18 protein-coding genes are annotated in these 20,701 nt (G+C 69.6%); 7 read left to right on the forward strand and 11 right to left on the reverse strand.

Annotated elements, in window-relative coordinates; genetic code table 11:
- Positions 1-120: 120 nt before the first annotated feature.
- The 5 genes from M1M07_RS05640 (at position 121) to M1M07_RS05660 (ending at position 5,662) form a co-directional block, all read left to right on the forward strand.
- Positions 121-2,223 (forward strand): RecQ family ATP-dependent DNA helicase, encoded by a 2,103-nt coding sequence (locus tag M1M07_RS05640; protein WP_248673541.1) that lies wholly within the window; start codon positions 121-123, stop codon positions 2,221-2,223.
- 141 nt (positions 2,224-2,364) lie between these two features.
- A complete protein-coding gene (gene ectA, locus M1M07_RS05645; RefSeq protein WP_197256195.1) occupies positions 2,365-2,907 on the forward strand; it encodes a diaminobutyrate acetyltransferase in 543 nt (180 codons plus the stop codon).
- 46 nt (positions 2,908-2,953) lie between these two features.
- Positions 2,954-4,231: a diaminobutyrate--2-oxoglutarate transaminase gene (ectB, locus tag M1M07_RS05650; RefSeq protein WP_197256178.1), complete on the forward strand. Its 1,278-nt coding sequence runs from the start codon at positions 2,954-2,956 to the stop codon at positions 4,229-4,231.
- A gap of 49 nt (positions 4,232-4,280) precedes the next feature.
- Positions 4,281-4,676, forward strand: a complete 396-nt coding sequence (locus tag M1M07_RS05655) for an ectoine synthase (protein WP_197256180.1) — start codon at positions 4,281-4,283, stop codon at positions 4,674-4,676.
- A 50-nt stretch (positions 4,677-4,726) separates the two neighbouring features.
- Entirely contained in the window at positions 4,727-5,662 is a 936-nt protein-coding gene (locus tag M1M07_RS05660; protein WP_197256182.1) for a D-isomer specific 2-hydroxyacid dehydrogenase family protein, read from the forward strand.
- Here M1M07_RS05660 and ligD read toward each other — a convergent pair.
- On the reverse strand, positions 5,656-6,618 hold the full coding sequence (gene ligD, locus M1M07_RS05665) for a non-homologous end-joining DNA ligase (RefSeq protein ID WP_248673542.1): 963 nt from the start codon (positions 6,616-6,618) through the stop codon (positions 5,656-5,658). The two genes, M1M07_RS05660 and ligD, sit on opposite strands and share 7 nt — an antisense overlap.
- Before the next feature lie 71 nt (positions 6,619-6,689).
- Here ligD and M1M07_RS05670 point away from each other — a divergent pair, with 71 nt between their 5' ends.
- Positions 6,690-7,517 (forward strand): NAD-dependent protein deacetylase, encoded by an 828-nt coding sequence (locus M1M07_RS05670; protein WP_197256184.1) that lies wholly within the window; start codon positions 6,690-6,692, stop codon positions 7,515-7,517.
- 2 nt (positions 7,518-7,519) lie between these two features.
- Here M1M07_RS05670 and proB read toward each other — a convergent pair whose 3' ends face one another.
- From proB to M1M07_RS05720, 10 genes are all read right to left on the reverse strand, one after another.
- Complete coding sequence (proB, locus tag M1M07_RS05675) at positions 7,520-8,620, reverse strand: glutamate 5-kinase (protein ID WP_248673543.1); 1,101 nt, start codon at positions 8,618-8,620, stop codon at positions 7,520-7,522.
- Between the two features lie 35 nt (positions 8,621-8,655).
- Positions 8,656-10,113, reverse strand: coding sequence for a GTPase ObgE (gene obgE / locus M1M07_RS05680; protein WP_248673544.1), 1,458 nt, complete (start codon positions 10,111-10,113; stop codon positions 8,656-8,658).
- 172 nt (positions 10,114-10,285) lie between these two features.
- The gene (gene rpmA, locus M1M07_RS05685) at positions 10,286-10,549 is read right to left on the reverse strand and encodes a 50S ribosomal protein L27 (protein WP_197250142.1); all 264 of its coding nucleotides are present in this window, start codon (positions 10,547-10,549) and stop codon (positions 10,286-10,288) included.
- Positions 10,550-10,586: 37 nt separating this feature from the next.
- Entirely contained in the window at positions 10,587-10,898 is a 312-nt protein-coding gene (rplU, locus tag M1M07_RS05690) for a 50S ribosomal protein L21 (RefSeq protein ID WP_197250141.1), read from the reverse strand.
- Between the two features lie 313 nt (positions 10,899-11,211).
- The gene (locus tag M1M07_RS05695; protein WP_197250140.1) at positions 11,212-14,370 is read right to left on the reverse strand and encodes a translation initiation factor IF-2 N-terminal domain-containing protein; all 3,159 of its coding nucleotides are present in this window, start codon (positions 14,368-14,370) and stop codon (positions 11,212-11,214) included.
- Between the two features lie 385 nt (positions 14,371-14,755).
- Positions 14,756-15,175: a nucleoside-diphosphate kinase gene (ndk, locus tag M1M07_RS05700; RefSeq protein ID WP_197250139.1), complete on the reverse strand. Its 420-nt coding sequence runs from the start codon at positions 15,173-15,175 to the stop codon at positions 14,756-14,758.
- A gap of 18 nt (positions 15,176-15,193) precedes the next feature.
- Positions 15,194-15,604 (reverse strand): DUF4233 domain-containing protein, encoded by a 411-nt coding sequence (locus M1M07_RS05705; protein WP_248673545.1) that lies wholly within the window; start codon positions 15,602-15,604, stop codon positions 15,194-15,196.
- On the reverse strand, positions 15,601-17,022 hold the full coding sequence (locus M1M07_RS05710) for a folylpolyglutamate synthase/dihydrofolate synthase family protein (protein ID WP_197250138.1): 1,422 nt from the start codon (positions 17,020-17,022) through the stop codon (positions 15,601-15,603). The genes M1M07_RS05705 and M1M07_RS05710 overlap by 4 nt, the downstream gene beginning before the upstream one ends.
- On the reverse strand, positions 17,019-19,709 hold the full coding sequence (locus tag M1M07_RS05715; protein ID WP_248673563.1) for a valine--tRNA ligase: 2,691 nt from the start codon (positions 19,707-19,709) through the stop codon (positions 17,019-17,021). The genes M1M07_RS05710 and M1M07_RS05715 overlap by 4 nt, the downstream gene beginning before the upstream one ends.
- A gap of 71 nt (positions 19,710-19,780) precedes the next feature.
- The gene (locus tag M1M07_RS05720) at positions 19,781-20,149 is read right to left on the reverse strand and encodes a cupin domain-containing protein (protein WP_248673546.1); all 369 of its coding nucleotides are present in this window, start codon (positions 20,147-20,149) and stop codon (positions 19,781-19,783) included.
- A 73-nt stretch (positions 20,150-20,222) separates the two neighbouring features.
- Between M1M07_RS05720 and M1M07_RS05725 the strand changes: the two genes are divergently transcribed.
- The gene (locus M1M07_RS05725) at positions 20,223-20,663 is read left to right on the forward strand and encodes a MarR family winged helix-turn-helix transcriptional regulator (protein WP_248673547.1); all 441 of its coding nucleotides are present in this window, start codon (positions 20,223-20,225) and stop codon (positions 20,661-20,663) included.
- Positions 20,664-20,701 lie beyond the last annotated feature (38 nt).

Genomic DNA, 20,701 nt, shown 5'->3' on the forward strand with positions numbered 1-20,701 from the left:
CGTCGCATGGTTGTGACCGTTCACCGCGCCGGGCCGTGCGTTCGACGCGGCACCGCCCCACCGGCACCGGGAGCCACCGTCCCGCGTTCCGTGTCACCCTGTTCCGGCACGATGGTCCGCATGAGTATCGCGACGACGAATCTGCGTGACGAGGCCGAACGACTCCTGCGCGAACTGGCCGGCCCGCACGCGCGCCTGCGCGAGGACCAGTGGACGGCGATCGAGGCGCTGGTGGTGCAGCGGCGCCGCGCGCTCGTGGTGCAGCGCACCGGGTGGGGCAAGTCCGCGGTGTACTTCATTTCCGCCAAACTGCTGCGTGCCCACGGGCACGGTCCGACGGTGATCGTCTCGCCGCTGCTGGCGCTCATGCGCAACCAGGTCGAGTCCGCCGAACGCGCCGGGGTGCGGGCGGCGACGATCAACTCCGGCAACGTCACCGAGTGGGACGAGATCCACGAGCGCATCGCGTCCGGTGAGATCGACGTCCTGCTGGTCAGCCCGGAACGGTTGAACAATCCCGACTTTCGCGATCAGGTGCTGCCCGCCCTGGCCCGCGATGCCGGTCTCGTCGTGGTCGACGAGGCGCACTGTGTGTCCGACTGGGGTCACGACTTCCGCCCGGACTACCGGCGGATCCGCACGCTCGTCGCCGAACTCGGCGAGGGCATCCCCGTGCTGGCGACGACCGCGACCGCGAACGATCGCGTCGTGGCCGACGTGGCCGCCCAGTTGGGCGTCGGCGAGGGCACCGCGGAAACGCTGGTGCTGCGCGGCGGCCTGGACCGCCCCTCGCTGCACCTGTCGGTCGTCCGGATCGACGAGCCCGCACGCCGCGCGGCGTGGCTGGCCGAGCATCTGGGTGAGCTGCCCGGCTCCGGCATCGTCTACGCGCTGACCGTGTCGGCGGCGCAGGATCTGGCGGCGTTGCTCGCCGAGCGGGGTTACGCCGTCGCCGCGTACACCGGGCAGACCGACACCGCCGAACGCGAGCAACTCGAGGCGGATCTGCTGAACAACCGCGTCAAGGCGCTGGTGGCGACGTCGGCGCTGGGCATGGGCTTCGACAAACCGGACCTGGGGTTCGTGGTGCATCTCGGGGCACCGTCCTCCCCCATCTCCTACTACCAGCAGGTCGGCCGCGCGGGCCGCTCCACCGATCGTGCCGAGGTCGTTCTCCTGCCGGGCCGCGAGGATCAGCAGATCTGGAAGTGGTTCGCGTCGGTCGCGTTCCCCGACGAGGCGCTGGTGCGCCGGGTCGTGGAGGTGCTCGACACCGACCGTCCGCAGTCGACGCCGGCGATCGAGCCGCTCGTGGATCTGAACCGGTCGCGGCTCGAGATGGTGCTCAAGGTGCTCGACGTCGACGGTGCGGTGCGCCGCGTCAAGGGCGGCTGGGTCGCGACCGGGCAGCCGTGGCACTACGACGCGCCGCGCTACGCCCGGCTCGAGGAGGCCCGCGCCGCCGAGCAGGCCGCCATGCTCGAATACGAACGCACCACCGAGTGCCGGATGCTGTTCCTGCGCCGGCAGCTCGACGACCCGGAGCTCACGGCCTCCGCCGAGGGCTGCGGCCGGTGCGACAACTGCTGCGGCCCGCGCTGGAGCACCGACGTGGAGGAAGCCGGTGTGGCGCAGACGGTGGCGCGCCTGGACCGCCCGGGTGTCGATCTCGCGCCGCGCAAGCAGTGGCCGACGGGCATGGCGAAGCTGGGGGTGTCGCTGTCCGGGCGGATCACCGACGGACCCGAACCCGGGCGGGTGCTGGGCCGGTTGTCCGACCTGGGGTGGGGTCCACGACTGCGCGCGCTGCTGGACGGTCCGGACGCCCCCGCCCCGGACGAGCTCATGCGGGCCGCGATCTCGGTGCTCGCCGCGTGGGACTGGGCACAGCGCCCGGTCGCGGTGATGGCCGTGGAGTCGGAGTCGCATCCGCTGCTCGTCGGCTCGCTGGCCGCGGGTCTGGCCCGGATCGGCCGCCTGCGGGATCTGGGCACGTTGCGGTCCCGTCCGGGGCGGCCGCCGGTGACGGCGGCGAACTCGGCCTATCGCATCGCCGCGCTCGTCGATGCGTGGATCCCGCCGGACCTCACGGGTGTCGACGGTCCGGTGCTGCTGGTCGACGCCGTCACCGACACGGGGTGGACGCTGACGATGGCGGCGCGGACGCTGCGCGCAGCGGGCGCCGAAGCGGTGCTCCCGTTCGCGCTGGCGAGCCCGAAGTAATCGGTGGGGCCGCACCGATCGCTACACGATGTGGCCCATCTCACTCGAGTGCTCTTACCTGCGTGTAATCCGGGGTTCCGAAGATCGATTTCCGCGACGCGCGTGATTTCGGCACACGTGGTTGTTACGTTGCCATTACTTATGACGCCCGTTACGGAGAGAAGTACCCCGACCCTCGCACCGGCCGAACCGAGCTTGCGAACGCCGGCCGAATTGCAGTTCAGGACACCTCGCATCGCAGACGGAATTCGGATCTGGGAAATCGCTCGCGATTCCCGGGTGCTCGATGTCAATTCCTCGTATGCCTATGTGCTGTGGTGCCGTGACTACGCCGCGACCTCGCTCGTCGCGACCGACGAGTTCGACCGGCCGGTCGGGTTCGTCACCGGCTACCGCCGCCCGGAGGCGCCCGGCACGTTGTTCGTGTGGCAGGTCGCCGTCGACGAAGATCAGCGGGGACGCGGCGTGGCGGCCCGGATGCTGCACACGCTCCTGGACCGGCTCCGCCACTGCGGTGTGACCCGCCTGGAGACCACCATCAGTCCGGACAACTCGGCCTCCATCGCGTTGTTCACGGCCGTCGCCCAGCAGCGCGGCACCTATATCACGCGCACCGATCTGTTCGCAGCGGACGATTTCCCCGATTCCCACCTGCCCGAAGATCTCTACACAATCGGCGACTGAAATTTTCGGTCCCGATCACAATTCAAAACAGGAGGAGCACGCAGAAATGACCATCCTGGAACAGCGTGAAATTTCTCGGACCGACATTTTCGAGAATCTCGAATCCGAGGTACGCAGCTACAGTCGCTCCTGGCCCACGGTTTTCGAAACCGCATCGGGCTCGTGGCTGCGCGACGAGAACGGCAAGGACTACCTCGACTTCTTCGCCGGCGCCGGCGCCCTGAACTACGGGCACAACAACCCGGTGCTCAAGACCGCGCTCGTGGACTACATCATGAACGACGGCATCACCCACAGCCTGGACATGCACACCGTGGCCAAGCGGGAACTGCTCGAATCGTTCGAACGCACGATCCTCGATCCGCGCGGACTGGACTACAAGGTGCAGTTCCCCGGCCCGACCGGAACCAACACCGTCGAGGCAGCGCTGAAACTGGCCCGCAAGGTGACCGGCCGCGAGTCGATCGTCAACTTCACCAACGCTTTTCACGGTATGACGCTGGGCTCGCTGTCGGTGACCGGAAATTCCATGAAGCGCGCGGGCGCCGGTGTGCCGCTCGTGCACGCGACCCCGATGCCGTTCGACGGCTACTTCGACGGCGCCACCGAGGACTTCCACTGGTTCTCGCGCGTCCTCGACGATTCGGGCAGCGGCCTGAACCGGCCGGCCGCGGTGATCGTGGAAACCGTGCAGGGCGAGGGCGGCGTGAACGTCGCGCGCCCCGAGTGGCTGCGCGCGCTGGCCGATCTGTGCACCGAGCGCGGCATCCTGCTCATCGTCGACGACGTGCAGATGGGCTGCGGCCGCACCGGACCGTTCTTCTCCTTCGAGGCCGCGGGCATCACACCGGACATCGTGACCCTGTCGAAGTCGATCGGCGGTTACGGACTTCCCTTGGCGCTGACCCTGTTCAAACGCGAACTGGACGTGTGGGGCCCGGGCGAGCACAACGGCACGTTCCGCGGCAACAACCCCGCGTTCGTGACCGCGCGGGCCGCCCTCGACCACTACTGGTCCGACGATCGCCTCGAACGCGACACCCTGCGGAAGGGGGAACGGATCCGCCAGACGTTCATGAACCTGGCGACGATGTTCGACGGCGTGTCCACCCGCGGTCGCGGTCTCGTCCAGGGTCTGGTGTTCGACGATCCGAGCGACGCGCAGAAGGTGTGCGCGTTCGCGTTCGAGGAGGGTCTGCTCGCGGAGACCGCGGGACCGTCCGACGAGGTCGTCAAGCTGCTGCCGCCGCTGACCGTCACCGACGACGAGCTCGAGTACGGGCTCAACATCATCGCCGAGGCCACCGCGAAGGTCTGCGCCTGATCCACAGCCGCAACCCTGAAGCGAGAGTCTTTACAGCAGAGGATTTTTCATGATCGTACGCACCACCGACGAAATCACCGGCACCGACCGCGACGTCGAGGCCGAGAACGGGAACTGGCGCAGCAAGCGCATCGTGCTCGGCGGCGACCGCGTCGGATTCTCCTTCCACGAGACCACCATCCAGGCCGGCACCGTCAACGAGTTCCACTACGCGAACCACGTCGAGGCGGTGTGGCTCGTCGAGGGCACCGGCACCCTCACCGACCTCGAGACCGGCACCGTGTACCCGCTGGCGCCGGGCACGATGTACCTGCTGAACGGCCACGAGCGGCATCGCGTCGAACCGGACACCCGGATGCGGATGCTGTGCGTGTTCAATCCGCCGGTGACCGGACGTGAAGTCCACGACGAGAACGGGGTCTACCCGCTCGTCGAGGTCGTCTGAGCACAGCACACGGGATGACCCGGGGCGGGCGCGCGAATAGAGTCGGAACCATGACCTTCACGCGTCCGCCCCGTATCGCTGTCGGTCCCACCTCGGACGTGTTGTTCGAGGAGGCGATAGTGCGGGGCGGCGGCGTGCCGTGCCGACTCGACGAGCAACCCGACGCCCTGGTGTGGACCGGTGGACCCGCCGAGTTCCCGGCGTCGTTACCCGAGTCGGTGCGCTGGGTGCAGTTGCCCGCCGCAGGGGTCGAGCAGTGGCTCGAGGGCGGCACCGTGAAGGCGCATCCGCAGCTGACCTGGACCTCCGCGGCCGGAGCCTTCGCCGCCACGGTCGCCGAGCACGCCCTGGCGCTGCTCCTCGCCGGAGTGCGGGCACTGCCCGCCCACCTGGCCGCGTCGTCGTGGACGCCGACGGAGTTCTACCCGCTTCTCGGCACACTGCGTGGCGCGACCGTCGGCATCGTCGGCGCCGGCGGTATCGGCCGGGCGCTGATCCCGATGCTGGCCGGCATCGGCGCACATTCGCTCGCGGTGACCCGCAGCGGCCGTCCGGTCCCCGGCGCCACCGAGACTCTCCCGGTCGAACGGATCGACGAACTCTGGCCCGCTGCAGACCATTTCGTGATCGCCGCCCCCGCGACCGCGAAGACCGTGCGGCTGGTCGGTGCCCGTCAGTTCGCGGCGATGAAGCCGTCGGCGTGGGTCGTCAACGTCGCCCGCGGATCGCTCGTCGATACCGACGCGCTCGTCGACGCCCTCTCCACCGGAACGATCGCCGGTGCCGGTCTCGACGTCACCGATCCCGAACCCCTCCCCGACGGCCATCCCCTGTGGTCGCTGCCGAACGCGATCATCACCCCGCACGATTCGAACCCGCCCGCGCTACGGGTGCCCGCCTTCGTCGAACACGTCGTCGAGAACGTCACCCGCTTCGCCTCCGGCGCCGAACTCATCGCAGTCATCGACACCAGCGCGGGCTACTGATCCGGCTCTTCGAGACCGGACGCCTCGTCCCGGTCCGCCCACTCGAACAGCGGATCGAGCGCGAACACCGCGTCGTCGATCCCGGCGTGCAGATCGCCCAGTTCCGCGAACCGGTCCGGCACCGTCCGCATCGTGAGGTCCCGGGGGTCGACGTCGTCGATCTCGTCCCATCGCACCGGCGCCGACACGGTCGCTTCCGGGACCCCGCGCACCGAGTACGCCGCGGCGATCGTGTGGTCGCGCGCGTTCTGGTTGTAGTCGACGAACAGCTTCGTCGGATCCCGGTCCTTGCGCCACCAGGTGGTGGTGACGTCCTTCGGAACCCGCCGCTCGATCTCGCGCGCGAACGCGAGTGCGGCCCGGCGCACATCACCGAACTCCCACCGCGGTTCGATCCGCACGTACACGTGCAGACCCTGACCACCCGACGTCTTCGGCCACCCGGTCGCGCCCAGTTCGTCGAGCACCTCGTGCACGACACCCGCGACGCGCCGCACGGTATCGAAATCGCATTGCGGCATCGGATCCAGATCGATGCGCCACTCGTCGGGGCGTTCGACGTCCGCGCGCCGCGAGTTCCACGGGTGGAACTCGACCGTGGACATCTGCACCGCCCACACCACGTCCGCGAGATGGGTGACGCACAGTTCGTCGGCGTAGCGGTCGTAGCGCGGGAAGTGGACCTGCACGGTCTGCACCCAGTCCGGGGCGCCGCGCGGCAGGCGCTTCTGGTGCACCTTGTCACCGTCGAGCCCCTCCGGGAAGCGGTGCAGCATGCACGGCCGTTCCCGCAGCGCCCGCACGATGCCGTCGCCGACCGCCATGTAGTACTGCGCCAGGTCCAGTTTCGTCGCGCCCGTCTTCGGGAAGTACACCCGGTCCGGATGCGTCAGGCGCACGGTCCGGTCGCCGACGACCAGTTCGACGGCGTCGGACGACTTGCCTGTCGGTGCCATCGGTCCATTGTGTTCACTGCCGGCGCCGCGCGGGACGGAACGCGCGGATCGGGCGCGCTACCGTGGACGACGTGATCGACGAACTGCACTCGCTGCTGGCCGGGCGTCGGGTCGCGGTTCTGACCGGCGCCGGGCTCAGCACCGATTCCGGCATCCCGGACTACCGGAGCCCGACCTCTCCCCCGCGCAACCCGATGACCTTCCAGCAGTTCGTCGGCGATCCGGTGTTCCGCCGCCGCTACTGGGCGCGCAATCACATCGGCTGGCGTCACATGGACGCCGCCCGCCCCAACGACGGGCATCGCGCACTCGCCGCACTGGAGCGTCGCGGCACGGTGCTCGGGGTGATCACCCAGAACGTGGACCTGCTGCACACCAAGGCCGGCAGCCGCCGCGTGGTGGACCTGCACGGCACCTACGCGCAGGTGCGCTGCCTCGCCTGCGACCATCGCATCTCGCGGTTCACGCTCTCCGAACTGCTGACCGCCGCCAATCCCGGATTCCTCGAACACGTCCACGCGACAACGGGTTCGGAGGTGGCGCCGGATGCGGATGCGGTGGTCGAGAACACCGACGACTTTCGGATCGTCGACTGTGTGCGGTGCGGCGGGATGCTCAAACCCGACATCGTGTACTTCGGGGAGTTCGTCCCCCGCGACCGCGTCGAGCGGGCGTACGCGCTCGTCGACGAGGCCGACGCGCTGCTCGTGGCGGGCAGTTCGCTGACGGTGCAGTCCGGGCTGCGGTTCGTTCGAAGGGCCGCCGCGGACGGTAAGCCGGTCGCAATCGTCAATCGCGGGCGCACCCGCGGCGATCGCTTCGCGGATGTGCGGGTCGAGGCGGGCTGCTCGGAAACCCTCGCCGCCCTGGCCGCGGCTCCGCTGCAGGCGGCTTCCTGACCCTAGAGGCGGGCGAGGTCGTCGGCGTGCACGACGGGTCGCTGCAGATCCGGCGGCAGGTTCTGCGTCGAGAAGCCGATCATGAAGTCCAGTTCGCTCGCGTCGTAGGCGACGACGCCGCGCGCCACCGTCCGCCCGTCCGGCCCGACCAGCCCGACGACGTCCCCGGCGTGGAACGTTCCGCTGATGCCGGTGACGCCGGCGGCCAGCAGCGAACGCCGCCGCTCGACGACAGCGCGGACCGCCCCGGCGTCGAGGTGCAGCTCACCGTGGACGTCGGCGGCGTGCCGCACCCAGAACCTGCGGGCGGACATGCGGTCCGGGCGGGCCGCGAAGGCGGTGCCGACGTCCGCGGTCGTGAGCGCCCGATCGGCCTGCGAGGCGGCGGTGAGCAGCACCGGCACCCCCGAGTCGGCGGCCAGGCGCGCCGCGGACAGTTTCGACGCCATCCCGCCGGTGCCGAGTGCGCCGCCGGATCCGGCGACAACCCCGTCGAGGTCCTCGGGGCTGGTGACCTCGGGGATCAGCGTGGCGCTGCCCTTGCGGGGATCACCGTCGTAGAGACCGTCCACATCCGACAGCAGGATCAGCGCGTCGGCGCCGACGAGGTGCGAGACGAGCGCGGCGAGCCGGTCGTTGTCGCCGAACCGCAGTTCCGTGGTCGCGACCGTGTCGTTCTCGTTGACGACCGGAACGGCGTGCAGCGCCCGCAGCCGGTCCAGGGTGCGCTGTGCGTTGCGGTGCTGGGTCCGGCGGCCGATGTCGTCCGCGGTGAGCAGCACCTGACCGACGGTGCGGCCGTAGCGGGCGAAGGACGTGCCCCACGCGTGGGCGAGCGCGAGCTGGCCGACGCTGGCGGCGGCCTGCTTGGTGGCCAGGTCGCGAGGCCGGCTGGTCAGCCCGAGTGGCGCGAGACCGGCGCCGACCGCCCCGGAGGACACGACCGTGACGTCGGACCCCGCCTGCATGCGGGCCTCGATCGCGTCGACGAGCCGGTCCAGGCGGTCACGGTCGAGGCCGCCGACCACGCTGGTGATGGCCGACGAGCCGATCTTCACGACTACGCGGCGTGCGGAAGCGATGACCTCGCGGGTGTCGCTCACGGTGGTTCTGGCCTGCCTTTCGGGTGGGCGCCGATCTAGAATTCGTCGTCGTCGGTGGCGAGACCGCGACGGACCTTCTTCGCGTGACGACGCTCGGATGCGCTGACGCGGTCGACCTGGTCGAGCCGCGCGTCGGTGCCGCGTCCGGTGGGCACGATGTCGACACCGGCCTGGGTCTGCGGCTCCCATTCGAAGCTGACGTCGCCGATGGTGACGTAGCAGCCCGGTTCGGCGCCCTGCTTGACGAGTTCTTCCTCGACACCGAGCCGCGCGAGCCGGTCGGCGAGGTAGCCGACGGCCTCGTCGTTGTCGAACGCGGTCTGCCGCACCCAACGTTCCGGCCGGGTGCCGCGGACGATGAAACCGCCGGGGGTCTCCGGGTCGGCGATGACGCTGAAGCCGGATTCGTCGCGGGCCACCGGCCGGATGACCGGACGCTTCGGTGCCGCCGGCGGATGCGCGGCCCGGTACTCCTCGACCATCCGGGCCAGCGCGAACGTCAGCGGACGCAGACCTTCACGGCTGACCGCCGAGATGGTGAACACCGGCCAGCCGCGGGCCTCGAGTTCCGGGGTGACGAACTCGGCGAGTTCGGCGGCGTCGGGCACGTCGGCCTTGTTGAGGATGACGATCCGGGGCCGGTCGGCGAGATCGCCGAGGCTGCTGTCCCCCGACAGCGCCGGCTGGTAGGCGGCGAGTTCGGCTTCGAGTGCGTCGATGTCGGAGATCGGGTCGCGGCCCGGTTCGAGGGTCGCGCAGTCGACGACGTGGGCGAGCACCGCGCAGCGTTCGATGTGCCGCAGGAAGTCCAGGCCCAGGCCGCGGCCTTCGCTCGCGCCCGGGATCAGGCCCGGCACGTCGGCGACGGTGAAGGTCGTGTCGCCCGACTGCACGACACCGAGATTCGGGACCAGCGTGGTGAACGGGTAGTCGGCGATCTTCGGCTTCGCCGCGGACAGCACCGACACCAGCGACGACTTGCCCGCGGACGGGAAACCGAGCAGGCCCACGTCGGCGACGGACTTGAGTTCGAGGACGAGGTCGCGTTCTTCGCCTTCCTCACCGAGCAGCGCGAAGCCGGGGGCCTTGCGGGCCTTGGAGGCGAGCGCGGCGTTGCCGAGACCACCGCGGCCGCCCTTCGCCGCGACGAACCGGTTGCCGACGCCGATGAGGTCGGCGAGCACCTTTCCGTCGGAGTCGAGGACGACGGTGCCGTCGGGCACCTTGAGCACCAGGTCGGCGCCGTTCGCGCCGTCGCGGTTGCTGCCCGCGCCCTGCGCGCCGTTGGTGGCCTTGGCGTGCTGGTGGAAGTGGAAGTCGAGCAGCGTGTGCACGTTGCCGTCCACTTCGAGGATCACGTCGCCGCCGTTGCCCCCGTTACCGCCGTCGGGGCCGCCGAGCGGCTTGAACTTCTCGCGATGGACGGAGGCGCAACCGTTGCCGCCCTTGCCGGCGCTGACGTGCAGCACCACCCGGTCGATGAAGCGGGACATGGGTGGACCTCTCTCCGTCCGAAGAACCGATGACATTGGGCATCGGGGTGTATACGAAAATCAGGGGTGTAAACGAAAACAGTAGGGGCGGACCGGGTATGCGACCCTGGTCCGCCCCTACTGGGAGTATGTCGCGAGGGACACCCTCGCAGCGTCCGAATCGGACGGCAGATCAGGCGTCTGCCGCGACCGGAACGATGTTGACGGTCTTGCGACCGCGCTTGGTGCCGAACTCGACCGAGCCGGCAGCAAGGGCGAACAGCGTGTCGTCGCCGCCGCGTCCCACGTTCACGCCGGGGTGGAAGTGGGTGCCGCGCTGACGCACGAGTATCTCGCCGGCGTTGACGGCCTGGCCGCCGAAACGCTTGACGCCGAGTCGCTGCGCGTTCGAATCGCGACCGTTACGGGAGCTGGATGCACCCTTCTTGTGTGCCATGACGAACCCTCCTGGGGTTGAAGCTGGAAGTCTCGAGTTACTTGATGCCGGTGACCTTGACGACCGTCAGCTTCTGACGGTGGCCCTGGCGCTTGTGGTAACCGGTCTTGTTCTTGAACTTGTGGATGCGGATCTTCGGGCCCTTGGTGTGCTCGACGATCTCACCGGTGACCGAGACCTTGGCCAGCTTGTCGGCGTCGGTGGTCAGCTCGGACCCGTCGACGACGAGGACCGGAGCAAGCGAGACAGCCGTGCCGGGCTCACCCTCGATCTTCTCGACCTTGACGAGGTCGCCCTCAGCGACCTTGTACTGCTTACCGCCGGTCTTGACGATCGCGTACGTTGCCATCGGACGGCTACCCCTTGCTAGTTCGAACGTGCTCGCGCCACGGTGTGCAGCGCGACTGGTCTGTGTGGTTGCTGACTCGGAGCCCGCAAGCTTGCCCGATTTCTCGGATTTCCCGGAATCCAGGCGCAGCACGGCTCTATCGCGAGTAGCGACTGTGCAAGATTACGGGAAGGTGACTGCCAGGGTCAAACCGGCGACACCCGACTGTGTCGAACGACGCCCGGGCCGTGTCGGACCACGCCCGGCACCCCGGCAGCCGCCGTCACCGGCCCGCACACAACGGGCCGGTGACAGTTTCCTACGCCTCGGATTCCTACGCTTCGGCGTCGACCGGCGGGCCCGCGGGCCGGCCGGCGGCGCGCCGGCGCCGAGGCCGGCGTTCCACGACCACGGCCGCCGGTTCGCCGTCTCCGGCGGCGACGGCCGGAGCCGGTGCCGCCACGGGTTCCTCGACGACCGTGGGCGTCGGGATGACGAACACGGTGCCGGCGCCTTCGCTGTCGCCGGCCGGTGCAGCGGCGGCACGGGAGACCCGGCGGGCCCGGCGACGACGCGGCGCCACCGACTCCTGTGCTTCCGCTGCCTGTGTTTCAGCCGCCGGGGCTTCCGGCTCGGGTGCCGGCGCCGCGGTCTCGGTGACCTCGGCCTCCTCGGCTGTCTCCTCGGCCGGCGCGGCGGCGGTCGCCACGTCGGCGGCGGCCGCGACCGGCTCGGCGACAGCCTCGGTGGTCGTCACGGCCTCGGTCGGTGCGGCCTCGGCTGCGACCGGTTCCGGAGTGTGCTCGGCCGATTCGGCAACCTGCTCGCCGTTGGTTTCGGTCGCGTGGTGGGCGGCCATCGCCAGCGCGACGGGGTGGGCCCGGCGCGCCGCTGCCTCTTCCGGGGTCACATGGTGGTGTGCCGCGGGTTCCGCAGGCTGCTGCGGTTCCTGGCTCGCCGCGCGATCACGGCCGCGCTTGCGGCGCGATCCGCCCTCGCTCTTCGAGCGCCCGGAATCCTCGGCCGGCTTCGACTCGATCGGGTCGGAGTGGACGATGATGCCGCGACCGTGGCAGTGCTCACAGGTGGTCGAGAACGCCTCGACCAGACCGGTGCCGAGCCGCTTGCGCGTCATCTGGACCAGGCCCAGCGACGTCACCTCGGAGACCTGGTGACGGGTGCGGTCGCGTCCGAGCGCTTCGGTGAGGCGACGCAACACCAGGTCACGGTTCGATTCGAGCACCATGTCGATGAAGTCGACGACGATCATGCCGCCGATGTCGCGCAGCCGCATCTGCCGCACGATCTCCTCGGCCGCTTCGAGGTTGTTGCGGGTGACCGTTTCCTCGAGGTTGCCGCCGGCACCGGTGAACTTGCCGGTGTTGACGTCGACGACCGTCATGGCTTCGGTGCGGTCGATGACGAGCGTGCCACCGGACGGCAGCCACACCTTGCGGTCGAGCGCCTTGGCGAGCTGTTCGTCGATGCGGTGGGCGGCGAAGACGTCGACGCTTCCCGGGTTGTCGTACTGCTCCACGCGCGGCAGCAGGTCCGACGCCACGGTGCGGATGTAGTTCTCGACGGTGCGCCAGGACTTGTCGCCCTCGATGACCAGCTTGGAGAAGTCCTCGTTGAACAGATCGCGGACGACCTTGACGAGCAGGTCCGGCTCCTCGTACAGCGTCTTGGGCTGGCCGGACGCCTCGGACTTGGCCTTCTCGGCCTGCTCCTGGATGGCGGCCCACTGCGTCTGCAACCGGGTCACGTCCCGCGCGAGTTCCTCCTCGCTGACGCCCTCGGCGGCGGTGCGGATGATGACGCCGGCGTCGGCCGGGACGATCTCCCGCAGGATCTCCTTGAGACGCTTGCGTTCGGTGTCGGGCAGCTTGCGGCTGATACCGGTCGACGATCCGCCCGGCACGTACACCAGGAAGCGGCCCGCGAGGCTGATCTGCGTGGTCAGACGAGCACCCTTGTGCCCGACCGGGTCCTTGCTGACCTGCACGACGACCTGATCGCCGGGCTTGAGCGCCTGCTCGATCTTGCGGGAGTTGCCACCGAGGCCGGCGGCCTCCCAGTTGACCTCACCGGCGTACAGCACGCCGTTGCGGCCGCGGCCGATGTCGATGAACGCGGCCTCCATCGAGGGCAGCACGTTCTGCACTCGGCCCAGGTAGACGTTGCCCACCATGGATGCCGAGTTGGCGCTGGTCACGAAGTGCTCGACGAGGATGCCGTCCTCGAGCACCGCGACCTGGGTCATGCCGGCGTGCGCACCGTCGGTCCGCTCCCGCACGACCATGACACGGTCGACGGATTCGCGGCGGGCGAGGAACTCGGACTCGGTGAGGATCGGCGGGCGGCGGCGGCCGGCCTCGCGGCCGTCGCGGCGACGCTGCCGCTTCGCTTCCAGGCGGGTCGACCCGGTGATGCCCTGGACCTCGTCCTTGACCGCACGGGACTTGCTGCGCGGTTCGCGCTCGTGGATGACGGTGGGGACGGAGTCGTCCTCGACGGTGGTGTCCGCGGCCTCGCTGCCCTTACGGCGGCGGCGACGGCGGCGACGACGGGACGTGCCCTCGCCCTGCTCTTCCTCCGAGACGCCCTCTTCGGATTCGGCGGCTTCCTCCGCGGCCTCGGCGGCCGGGGTCTCGGTGACCTCGGCACCTGTCTCCGCTTCGGCCCCGCCGCGGGTTTCCCCGGTCTCGGAGACCTCGGCGGCCTCCGTCTCCTCGGCGGCCTTGGATTCCTCGGTGGTCTCTCCGCCCTCGGCGCTGTCACCGCGGCCACGACCGCGGCCACGACGCCCACGCCGGCGACGACGGGGATGTTCCTCTTCGGCCTCGGCGGTGGTCTCGGCGGGCTCTTCCTCGACAGCGGTCTCTGCGCTCTCCTCCGCCTCGACGACCGGCTCGGCCGGGGTCTCGGCACCGCGACGGGTGCGACGGCGACGCGGGGTGCTCTCGACCGGAGCCGTCAGGTCCGGCTGCAGGAACAGCGGTGCTTCCACGATCGGCTCGACGGTCGGCGCGGGCTGCGGAACCTCGAACAGCGGGGTGTCCTGCACGGGAGCGGTGAACAGGGAACCGGGACCGGCGAGGTGCGTTTCGGTCTCGGGTTCCGGCGCGGTCTCGGGTTCCGGCGCGGTCTCGGGTTCCGGCGCTGTCTCGGCCTCGACTGCCGGCGCAGCCTCCGCCTGGGGTTCCGGCGCAGCCTCGGGCTCGGCTACCGGCGCAGCCTCGGCCTCCGCAGCGGGAGCGGTCTCGTCCGTCGCCGGGGCGGGCGCGACCAGCGCGTCGCGTATCTGCTCCGCGGCGTCACGGTGGAGCGTCGAGTGCGCACTGCGCAGCTCGTGGCCGAACTCCGCGGCCTTGGCGATGACCTCTTTGCTGGTCAGTCCGAGCAGCTTGGCGAGGGCGTGCACGCGAATCTTCGCGGGCAGCTCCGCTGCGGCTTCGGTGGAATTGTCGTTCGGCGGCACTTGATCTGCCACGTAGGTCTCCTAAGACCCCCGGGCGCGTCCATCACCGTCGGCGATGTGACGCGGCCACGCGGGGGCGCAGTCTGTGTGCTCGCGCCCTCTGGCGCGAGGTCTCCGGTCTCGCATCGCGCGGTCGTCCGGTGCCCGTTTTCACTGCACGGCCGAGCGGTGCCTGGCTTGATCGCGAATCGAGCGCCGGAACATCCAGCATGCCGCCGAGCGAGGTGTCTCCTGCGTTTCTCGGCCACAGCGATGTCGGGCATCGTTCCGTGATGTCGTCGGTCGCTCCGCACTCGTTCGTATGGAGCAACCTTCCCCAGTATCCCACACAGGAATGCCCGGATACGCCAACGGCGCCCCGAAGGGCGCCGTGACTGTTGTCCGCTTCGGCGAACGACTAGGCGTTCGCGAGCTCCGGGAACCAGAGTGCGATCTCACGCTCGGCCGATTCGACCGAATCGGAGCCGTGCACGAGGTTCTCCCCGGCGTCGAGGCCCAGGTCACCGCGGATCGAACCGGGAACGGCCTTCTCAACCGGGTCGGTGCCGCCGGCGAGCTGCCGGAACGCCGCGATCGCGCGGGGGCCTTCGAGCACCGCCGCAACCAGCGGGCCACCGGTGATGAACTCGATCAGACCCGGGTAGAAGGGCTTGCCCTCGTGTTCGGCGTAGTGGGCCGCGGCGACCTCCTCGGTCGCGGTACGCAGCTCGAGCGCCGCGATGTTGAGGCCCTTGCGCTCGATGCGCGAGAGGATTTCTCCGACATGACGGCGTGCGACGCCGTCGGGCTTGATCAGTACCAGAGTCCGTTCAGTCACGCCGAACAGCGTAGAGGTTCACTCGCGCTGACCTGGGAGCAGACCCCGCGCCTCCCGCTCCTTGATGTCTTTGCGCAGGTAGAGCAGGTACGCCCAGACCACCGAGAACAGCACGCCCACGGCGCCGAGCGCCGGGTCGACGAAGAAGCCGAGCAGGGTCAGCACCTGCAGGCCCAGGTTGAACGGGATCGCCCACGAGCGACCCTGCACCCCTGCGCCGAGGAACATCAGAACCGCCAGCACGATGATGTAGGTGCCGGAGAACGCGTCCAGACCCCCGCCGACGGCGGCGACGACCGGCAGCACGAGCAGCACGACGATCGCCTCGAGCACCAGTGTTCCGGCCATGACGCCGCGGAAACCCTTCCACGGGTCCTTCGCCGGAGGCCGGATCCCGGGATCCTTCCCGGCCGGGTTTTCGTTGCTCACGCGGGGTCCTTTCCGAACAGACTGCGGGCGGCACCGGCGGTGACGACGGAGCCGGTCACCACGACGCCCGCTCCCGATACTGCCTCACCGGGCTCGGCGACCTCCTCGGCGATCGCGATCGCCGTTTCGATCGCGTCGGGCAGTGTCGCAGCCGTCACCACCCGCTCGTCACCGAACCGGGCGACGGCGAGGTCGGCCAGGTCGTCGACGTCCATGGCACGCGGCGAGCCGTTGTGGGTGACCACGATCTCGTCGAACACCGGCTCGAGGGCCTCGAGCAGACCGCGGACGTCCTTGTCGGCCATCACCGAGACCACACCGACCAGCTTGCGGAAGTCGAACTCGGCGGCCAGCGCGGCCGCGAGCGCCTTCGCGCCGTGCGGGTTGTGGGCGGCGTCGAGGAACACCGTCGGCGCACTGCGGACGCGCTCGAGCCGGCCGGGGTTCACCACCGAGGCGAACGCCTCGCGCACCGCGTCGGCGTCGAGCTGCCGGTCCGGTCCGGCCCCGAAGAACGCCTCGACCGCGGCGAGCGCCAGCGACGCGTTGAACGCCTGGTGCTCGCCGTGCAGCGGCAGGAAGATGTCGCTGTACACGCCGCCGAGACCCTGCAGCTCGAGCTGCTGGCCGCCGACTGCGATCTGCCGCTGCAGCACGGCGAACTCCGAACCCTGCCGCGCGACGGCGGCGTCGGCCTCGACCGCCTGACGCAGCAGCACCTCCATCACCTCGGGTTCCTGCTGCGCGATGATCGCGACCGTTTCCCGCGACACCAGGTCGTCGGGGCGGGCCCGCTTGATGATCCCGGCCTTCTCCCCCGCGATCTCCGTGAGGGTCTCGCCGAGGTAACCGGTGTGGTCGATGCCGACCGGCGTGATCACCGCGACCTGGCTCTCGACGACGTTGGTGGCGTCCCACCGGCCGCCGAGGCCGACCTCGACGACCGCGACGTCCACGGGAGCGTCGGCGAACGCGGCGAACGCCATCGCGGTGGTGACCTCGAACTTGCTCATCCGGGGACCGCCCGCGGCCTCGGACTGCTGGTCGATCATCCGCACGTACGGCTCGATGTCGCGGTAGGTGTCGACGTAGGTGCGCGGCGAGACGGGCACCCCGTCGATACTGATCCGCTCGGTCGCGAGCTGCAGGTGCGGGCTGGTCGTGCGGCCGGTACGCCGGTGCAGGCGGGTCAGCAGGGCGTCGATCATCCGGGTCACCGACGTCTTGCCGTTGGTGCCGGCGACGTGGATGACCGGATAGTTGTGCTGCGGGGATCCGAGCAGGTCCATGAGCGCCGCGATCCGGGTCAGCGACGGCTCGATCTTCGTCTCGGGCCAGCGCTGGTCGAGTTCGGCCTCGACCAGCGCCAGTTCCGCGAGATCCACCGGGGACGGTTCCCCGGGTCGTTCGGTGCTCACGCCTGACCCAGCTCCGCCAGTCGCGCGGTGAAACGGGCGATCTCCTCTTCGGCGATCTGCTTGCGCGCGGTGATCTTTTCGACGACCTGCGCCGGGGCCTTCGCCAGGAACGCCTCGTTGCCGAGTTTCGCGGACGTGCCGGCCAGTTCCTTCTCGGCGACCGCGAGATCCTTGCGCAGGCGCGCGATCTCGGCGGCGACGTCGATGGTGCCGGAGGTGTCCAGCTCGACCGTCACGGTCGCGCGGGACAGGCGCACCTCGACGGACGCGGTCGCGGCGAAACCGTCCTCGGGCTCGGTGAGGCGCGCCAGCGAGCGCACCGCCGGGACCTGCGAGGCGAGGTCGGCGGCATCGATCTCGTTCAGGCGCGCAGCGACCTTCTGCGACGGCTTGAGTCCCTGGTCGCTGCGGAAGCGGCGCACCTCGGTGACGAGCTTCTGCATGTCCTCGATCCGGCGGGCCGCGTCGGCGTCGGTGGCCACCCCGGTCGTGGTCGGCCAGGACGCGATGACCAGCGACTCACCACCGGTGAGCACCTTCCACAGGGTTTCGGTGACGAACGGGATCACCGGGTGCAGCAGGCGCAGCAGCGAATCCAGCACGGCACCGAGCACGGCCCGGGTGTGTGCGGGACGGTCGCCGACGACGGCGGTGCCGTCAATCGAGGAACTGTCGGCGAGCTGCACCTTGGCGAGCTCGAGGTACCAGTCGCAGACCTCGTCCCACGCGAAGTGGTACAGCGTCTCGCAGGCCTTGGAGAACTCGAACTTCTCGAAGGCCTCGTCGACATCGGCGCGGACCTGCTCGAGCCGGTCGAGGATCCAGCGGTCGGCGTCGGTGAGCTCGCCGCGCGCGGGCAGCTCGGTCACGACGGCGCCGTTCATCAGCGCGAACTTGGTCGCGTTGAACAGCTTGTTGGCGAAGTTGCGCGAGGACTGGGCATGGTCCTCACCGACGGCGAGGTCGCTGCCCGGGTTCGCGCCGCGCGCGAGCGTGAAGCGCAGTGCGTCGGCACCGAAGCGCTCGACCCAGTCGAGCGGGTCGATGCCGTTGCCACGCGACTTCGACATCTTCTTGCCGTACTGGTCGCGGACCAGGCCGTGCAGGAACAGATCCTTGAACGGAACCTTCCCGTCGCCCAGCGCGCCGTCCCCCGCGACGTAGGTGCCGAACATCATCATCCGGGCGACCCAGAAGAACAGGATGTCGTAGCCGGTGACGAGAACACTGGTGGGATAGAACTTTTCGAGCTCGGGGGTCTTCTCCGGCCAGCCCATCGTGGAGAACGGCCACAGGCCCGAGGAGAACCAGGTGTCGAGGACGTCGGGGTCCTGCTCCCAGCCTTCGGGTGCGGTCTCGTCGGGGCCGAAGCATTCGATCTCGCCGTTCGGGCCGTACCAGATCGGGATGCGGTGACCCCACCACAGCTGACGGGAGATGCACCAGTCGTGCATGTGGTCGACCCACGCGAACCACCGCGGTTCCTGGCTGGCGGGGTGAATCACCATGTCGCCGTTGCGAACTGCGTCGCCGGCGGCCTTGGCGAGCGACTCGACCTTGACCCACCACTGCATCGACAGACGCGGCTCGATGGTCTCCCCGGAGCGTTCGGAGTGGCCGACGCTGTGCAGGTAGGGGCGCTTCTCGGCGACGACGCGGCCCTGCGCGGCGAGTTCCTCGCGGATCGCGACGCGCGCCTCGAAACGGTCCATGCCGTCGAAACGCGTTCCGGTGTCGGCGATCTTGCCGGCCTTGTCCATGATGGTGGGCATCGGCAGGTTGTGCCGCAGACCCATCTCGAAGTCGTTGGGGTCGTGCGCCGGGGTGATCTTCACGGCGCCGGTTCCGAACGTGGGGTCGACGTAATCGTCGGCGATGACCGGGATCTGCCGTTCGGTGATCGGGTGGTGGATCGTGGTGCCGACGAGGTGCTTGTAGCGCTCGTCGTCGGGGTGCACCGCGACGGCGGTGTCGCCGAGCATCGTCTCGACACGGGTGGTCGCGACGACCACGTGCGGTTCGTCGTCGTTCAGGGAGCCGTAGCGCAGGGAGACGAGCTCACCCTCGACCTCCTCGAACTTGACCTCGATGTCCGAGATGGCGGTCTGCAGCACCGGCGACCAGTTCACCAGGCGCTCGGCACGGTAGATGAGCCCGTCGTCGTACATGCGCTTGAAGATGGTCTGCACAGCGCGGGACAGGCCCTCGTCCATGGTGAAGCGGTCGCGGGACCAGTCGACGCCGTCGCCGATGCGGCGCATCTGGCCCTGGATGGTGCCGCCGGACTCGCGCTTCCAGTCCCACACCTTCTCGACGAACTGCTCGCGGCCGAAGTCTTCCTTCGTCTTCCCGTCCGCGGCGAGCTGCTTCTCGACGACGGTCTGGGTGGCGATGCCGGCGTGGTCCATGCCGGGCAGCCACAACGTCTCGAAGCCCTGCATGCGCTTGCGGCGTGTGAGCGCGTCCATCAGGGTGTGATCGAGGGCGTGGCCCATATGCAGGCTGCCGGTGACGTTCGGCGGCGGCAGCACGATGGAGTAGCCGGGCTTCTCGCTCGTCGGATCGGCCTGGAAGTACCCGGCATCTACCCAGCCCTGGTACAGCTCGGCCTCGACAGCGCTGGGGTCCCAGCTCTTGGGGAGGGCGTCGGCGGGATTCTGCGGGTTCTCTGGCGCACTGGTCACCAGGCAATCCTAAGCGCCGCGCACAAATCGCCTGGACATGCCCCGTCGCCCGGACGGCCCGCGCCCGGTCGCGATCACTGCGCCCAGGGCGGGGTGAGTTGCGTGCCGTCGTTCAGGGTCGCGGTCAGCCCCGGGGTGGTCGTGACCCAGACGGTGGTTTCCCGTGGTCCGCCGTCGACGATCATCTCGGCACCGGCGCGCACCAGTGCGACGTTCCCCTGTTCGACGCGGTTGCGGGAGCCGTCGATGGTGACGTGCAGCGTTCCGTCGAGGACGAGGAGCACCTCGTCGCGGCTCGGGCGGTGGGCGACGCCGCGCGTTCCCGCCGGCACCGTCAGCTTCCACGCGCACAGCTGTGTGCTGTTCCGGGACGCCACGTAGGACGCGAACGTGCTGCCGTGCGCGTCGAACCGGACGGCGTCCGCAGCTCCGAGGACCGACATCCTCTCCCCCTCATATAGTCAAGTTACTTGTCTATATGGTCAAGCTTCTTGACCTTTCTGTCAAGATGAGTCCATGACCGACTTCCCGGATCTCCCGGTACTCGTCCTGCGGGCCGCGAGCCAACTGGTCGACGCCATCCAGGAGGGCGTCGCCGCACGCGGGTTCACCGACGTCCGGCCGTCGCACGGATTCGCCTTCGCCCGGATCAGCTCCGGCGACGCCACCGCGTCCGACCTCGCCGAGCACCTCGGCGTCACGAAGCAGGCCGCCGGACAGCTCGTCGACCAGCTCGTCGACCGCGGCTACGTCACGCGGGAAGCGGACCCCACCGATGCGCGAGCACGGCTGCTGCGTCTGACCGACCGAGGGTGGGCCTGCACGCGTGCGGCGGACGACGCGGCGCGCGAGGCGGTCGAGCAGTGGCGGGACCGGCTCGATCCCGCGACCTACGCGGCGCTCGGCACCGCGCTGCGGACCGTGGTCACGCCGGGACGACTGCGTCCCGCGTGGTGACCGCGCCGCGTGTGAATCCGCCCCCGATCGGGTACTCC

The organism is Rhodococcus sp. HM1 (assembly GCF_023218075.1).
Taxonomy (GTDB): domain Bacteria; phylum Actinomycetota; class Actinomycetes; order Mycobacteriales; family Mycobacteriaceae; genus Rhodococcus.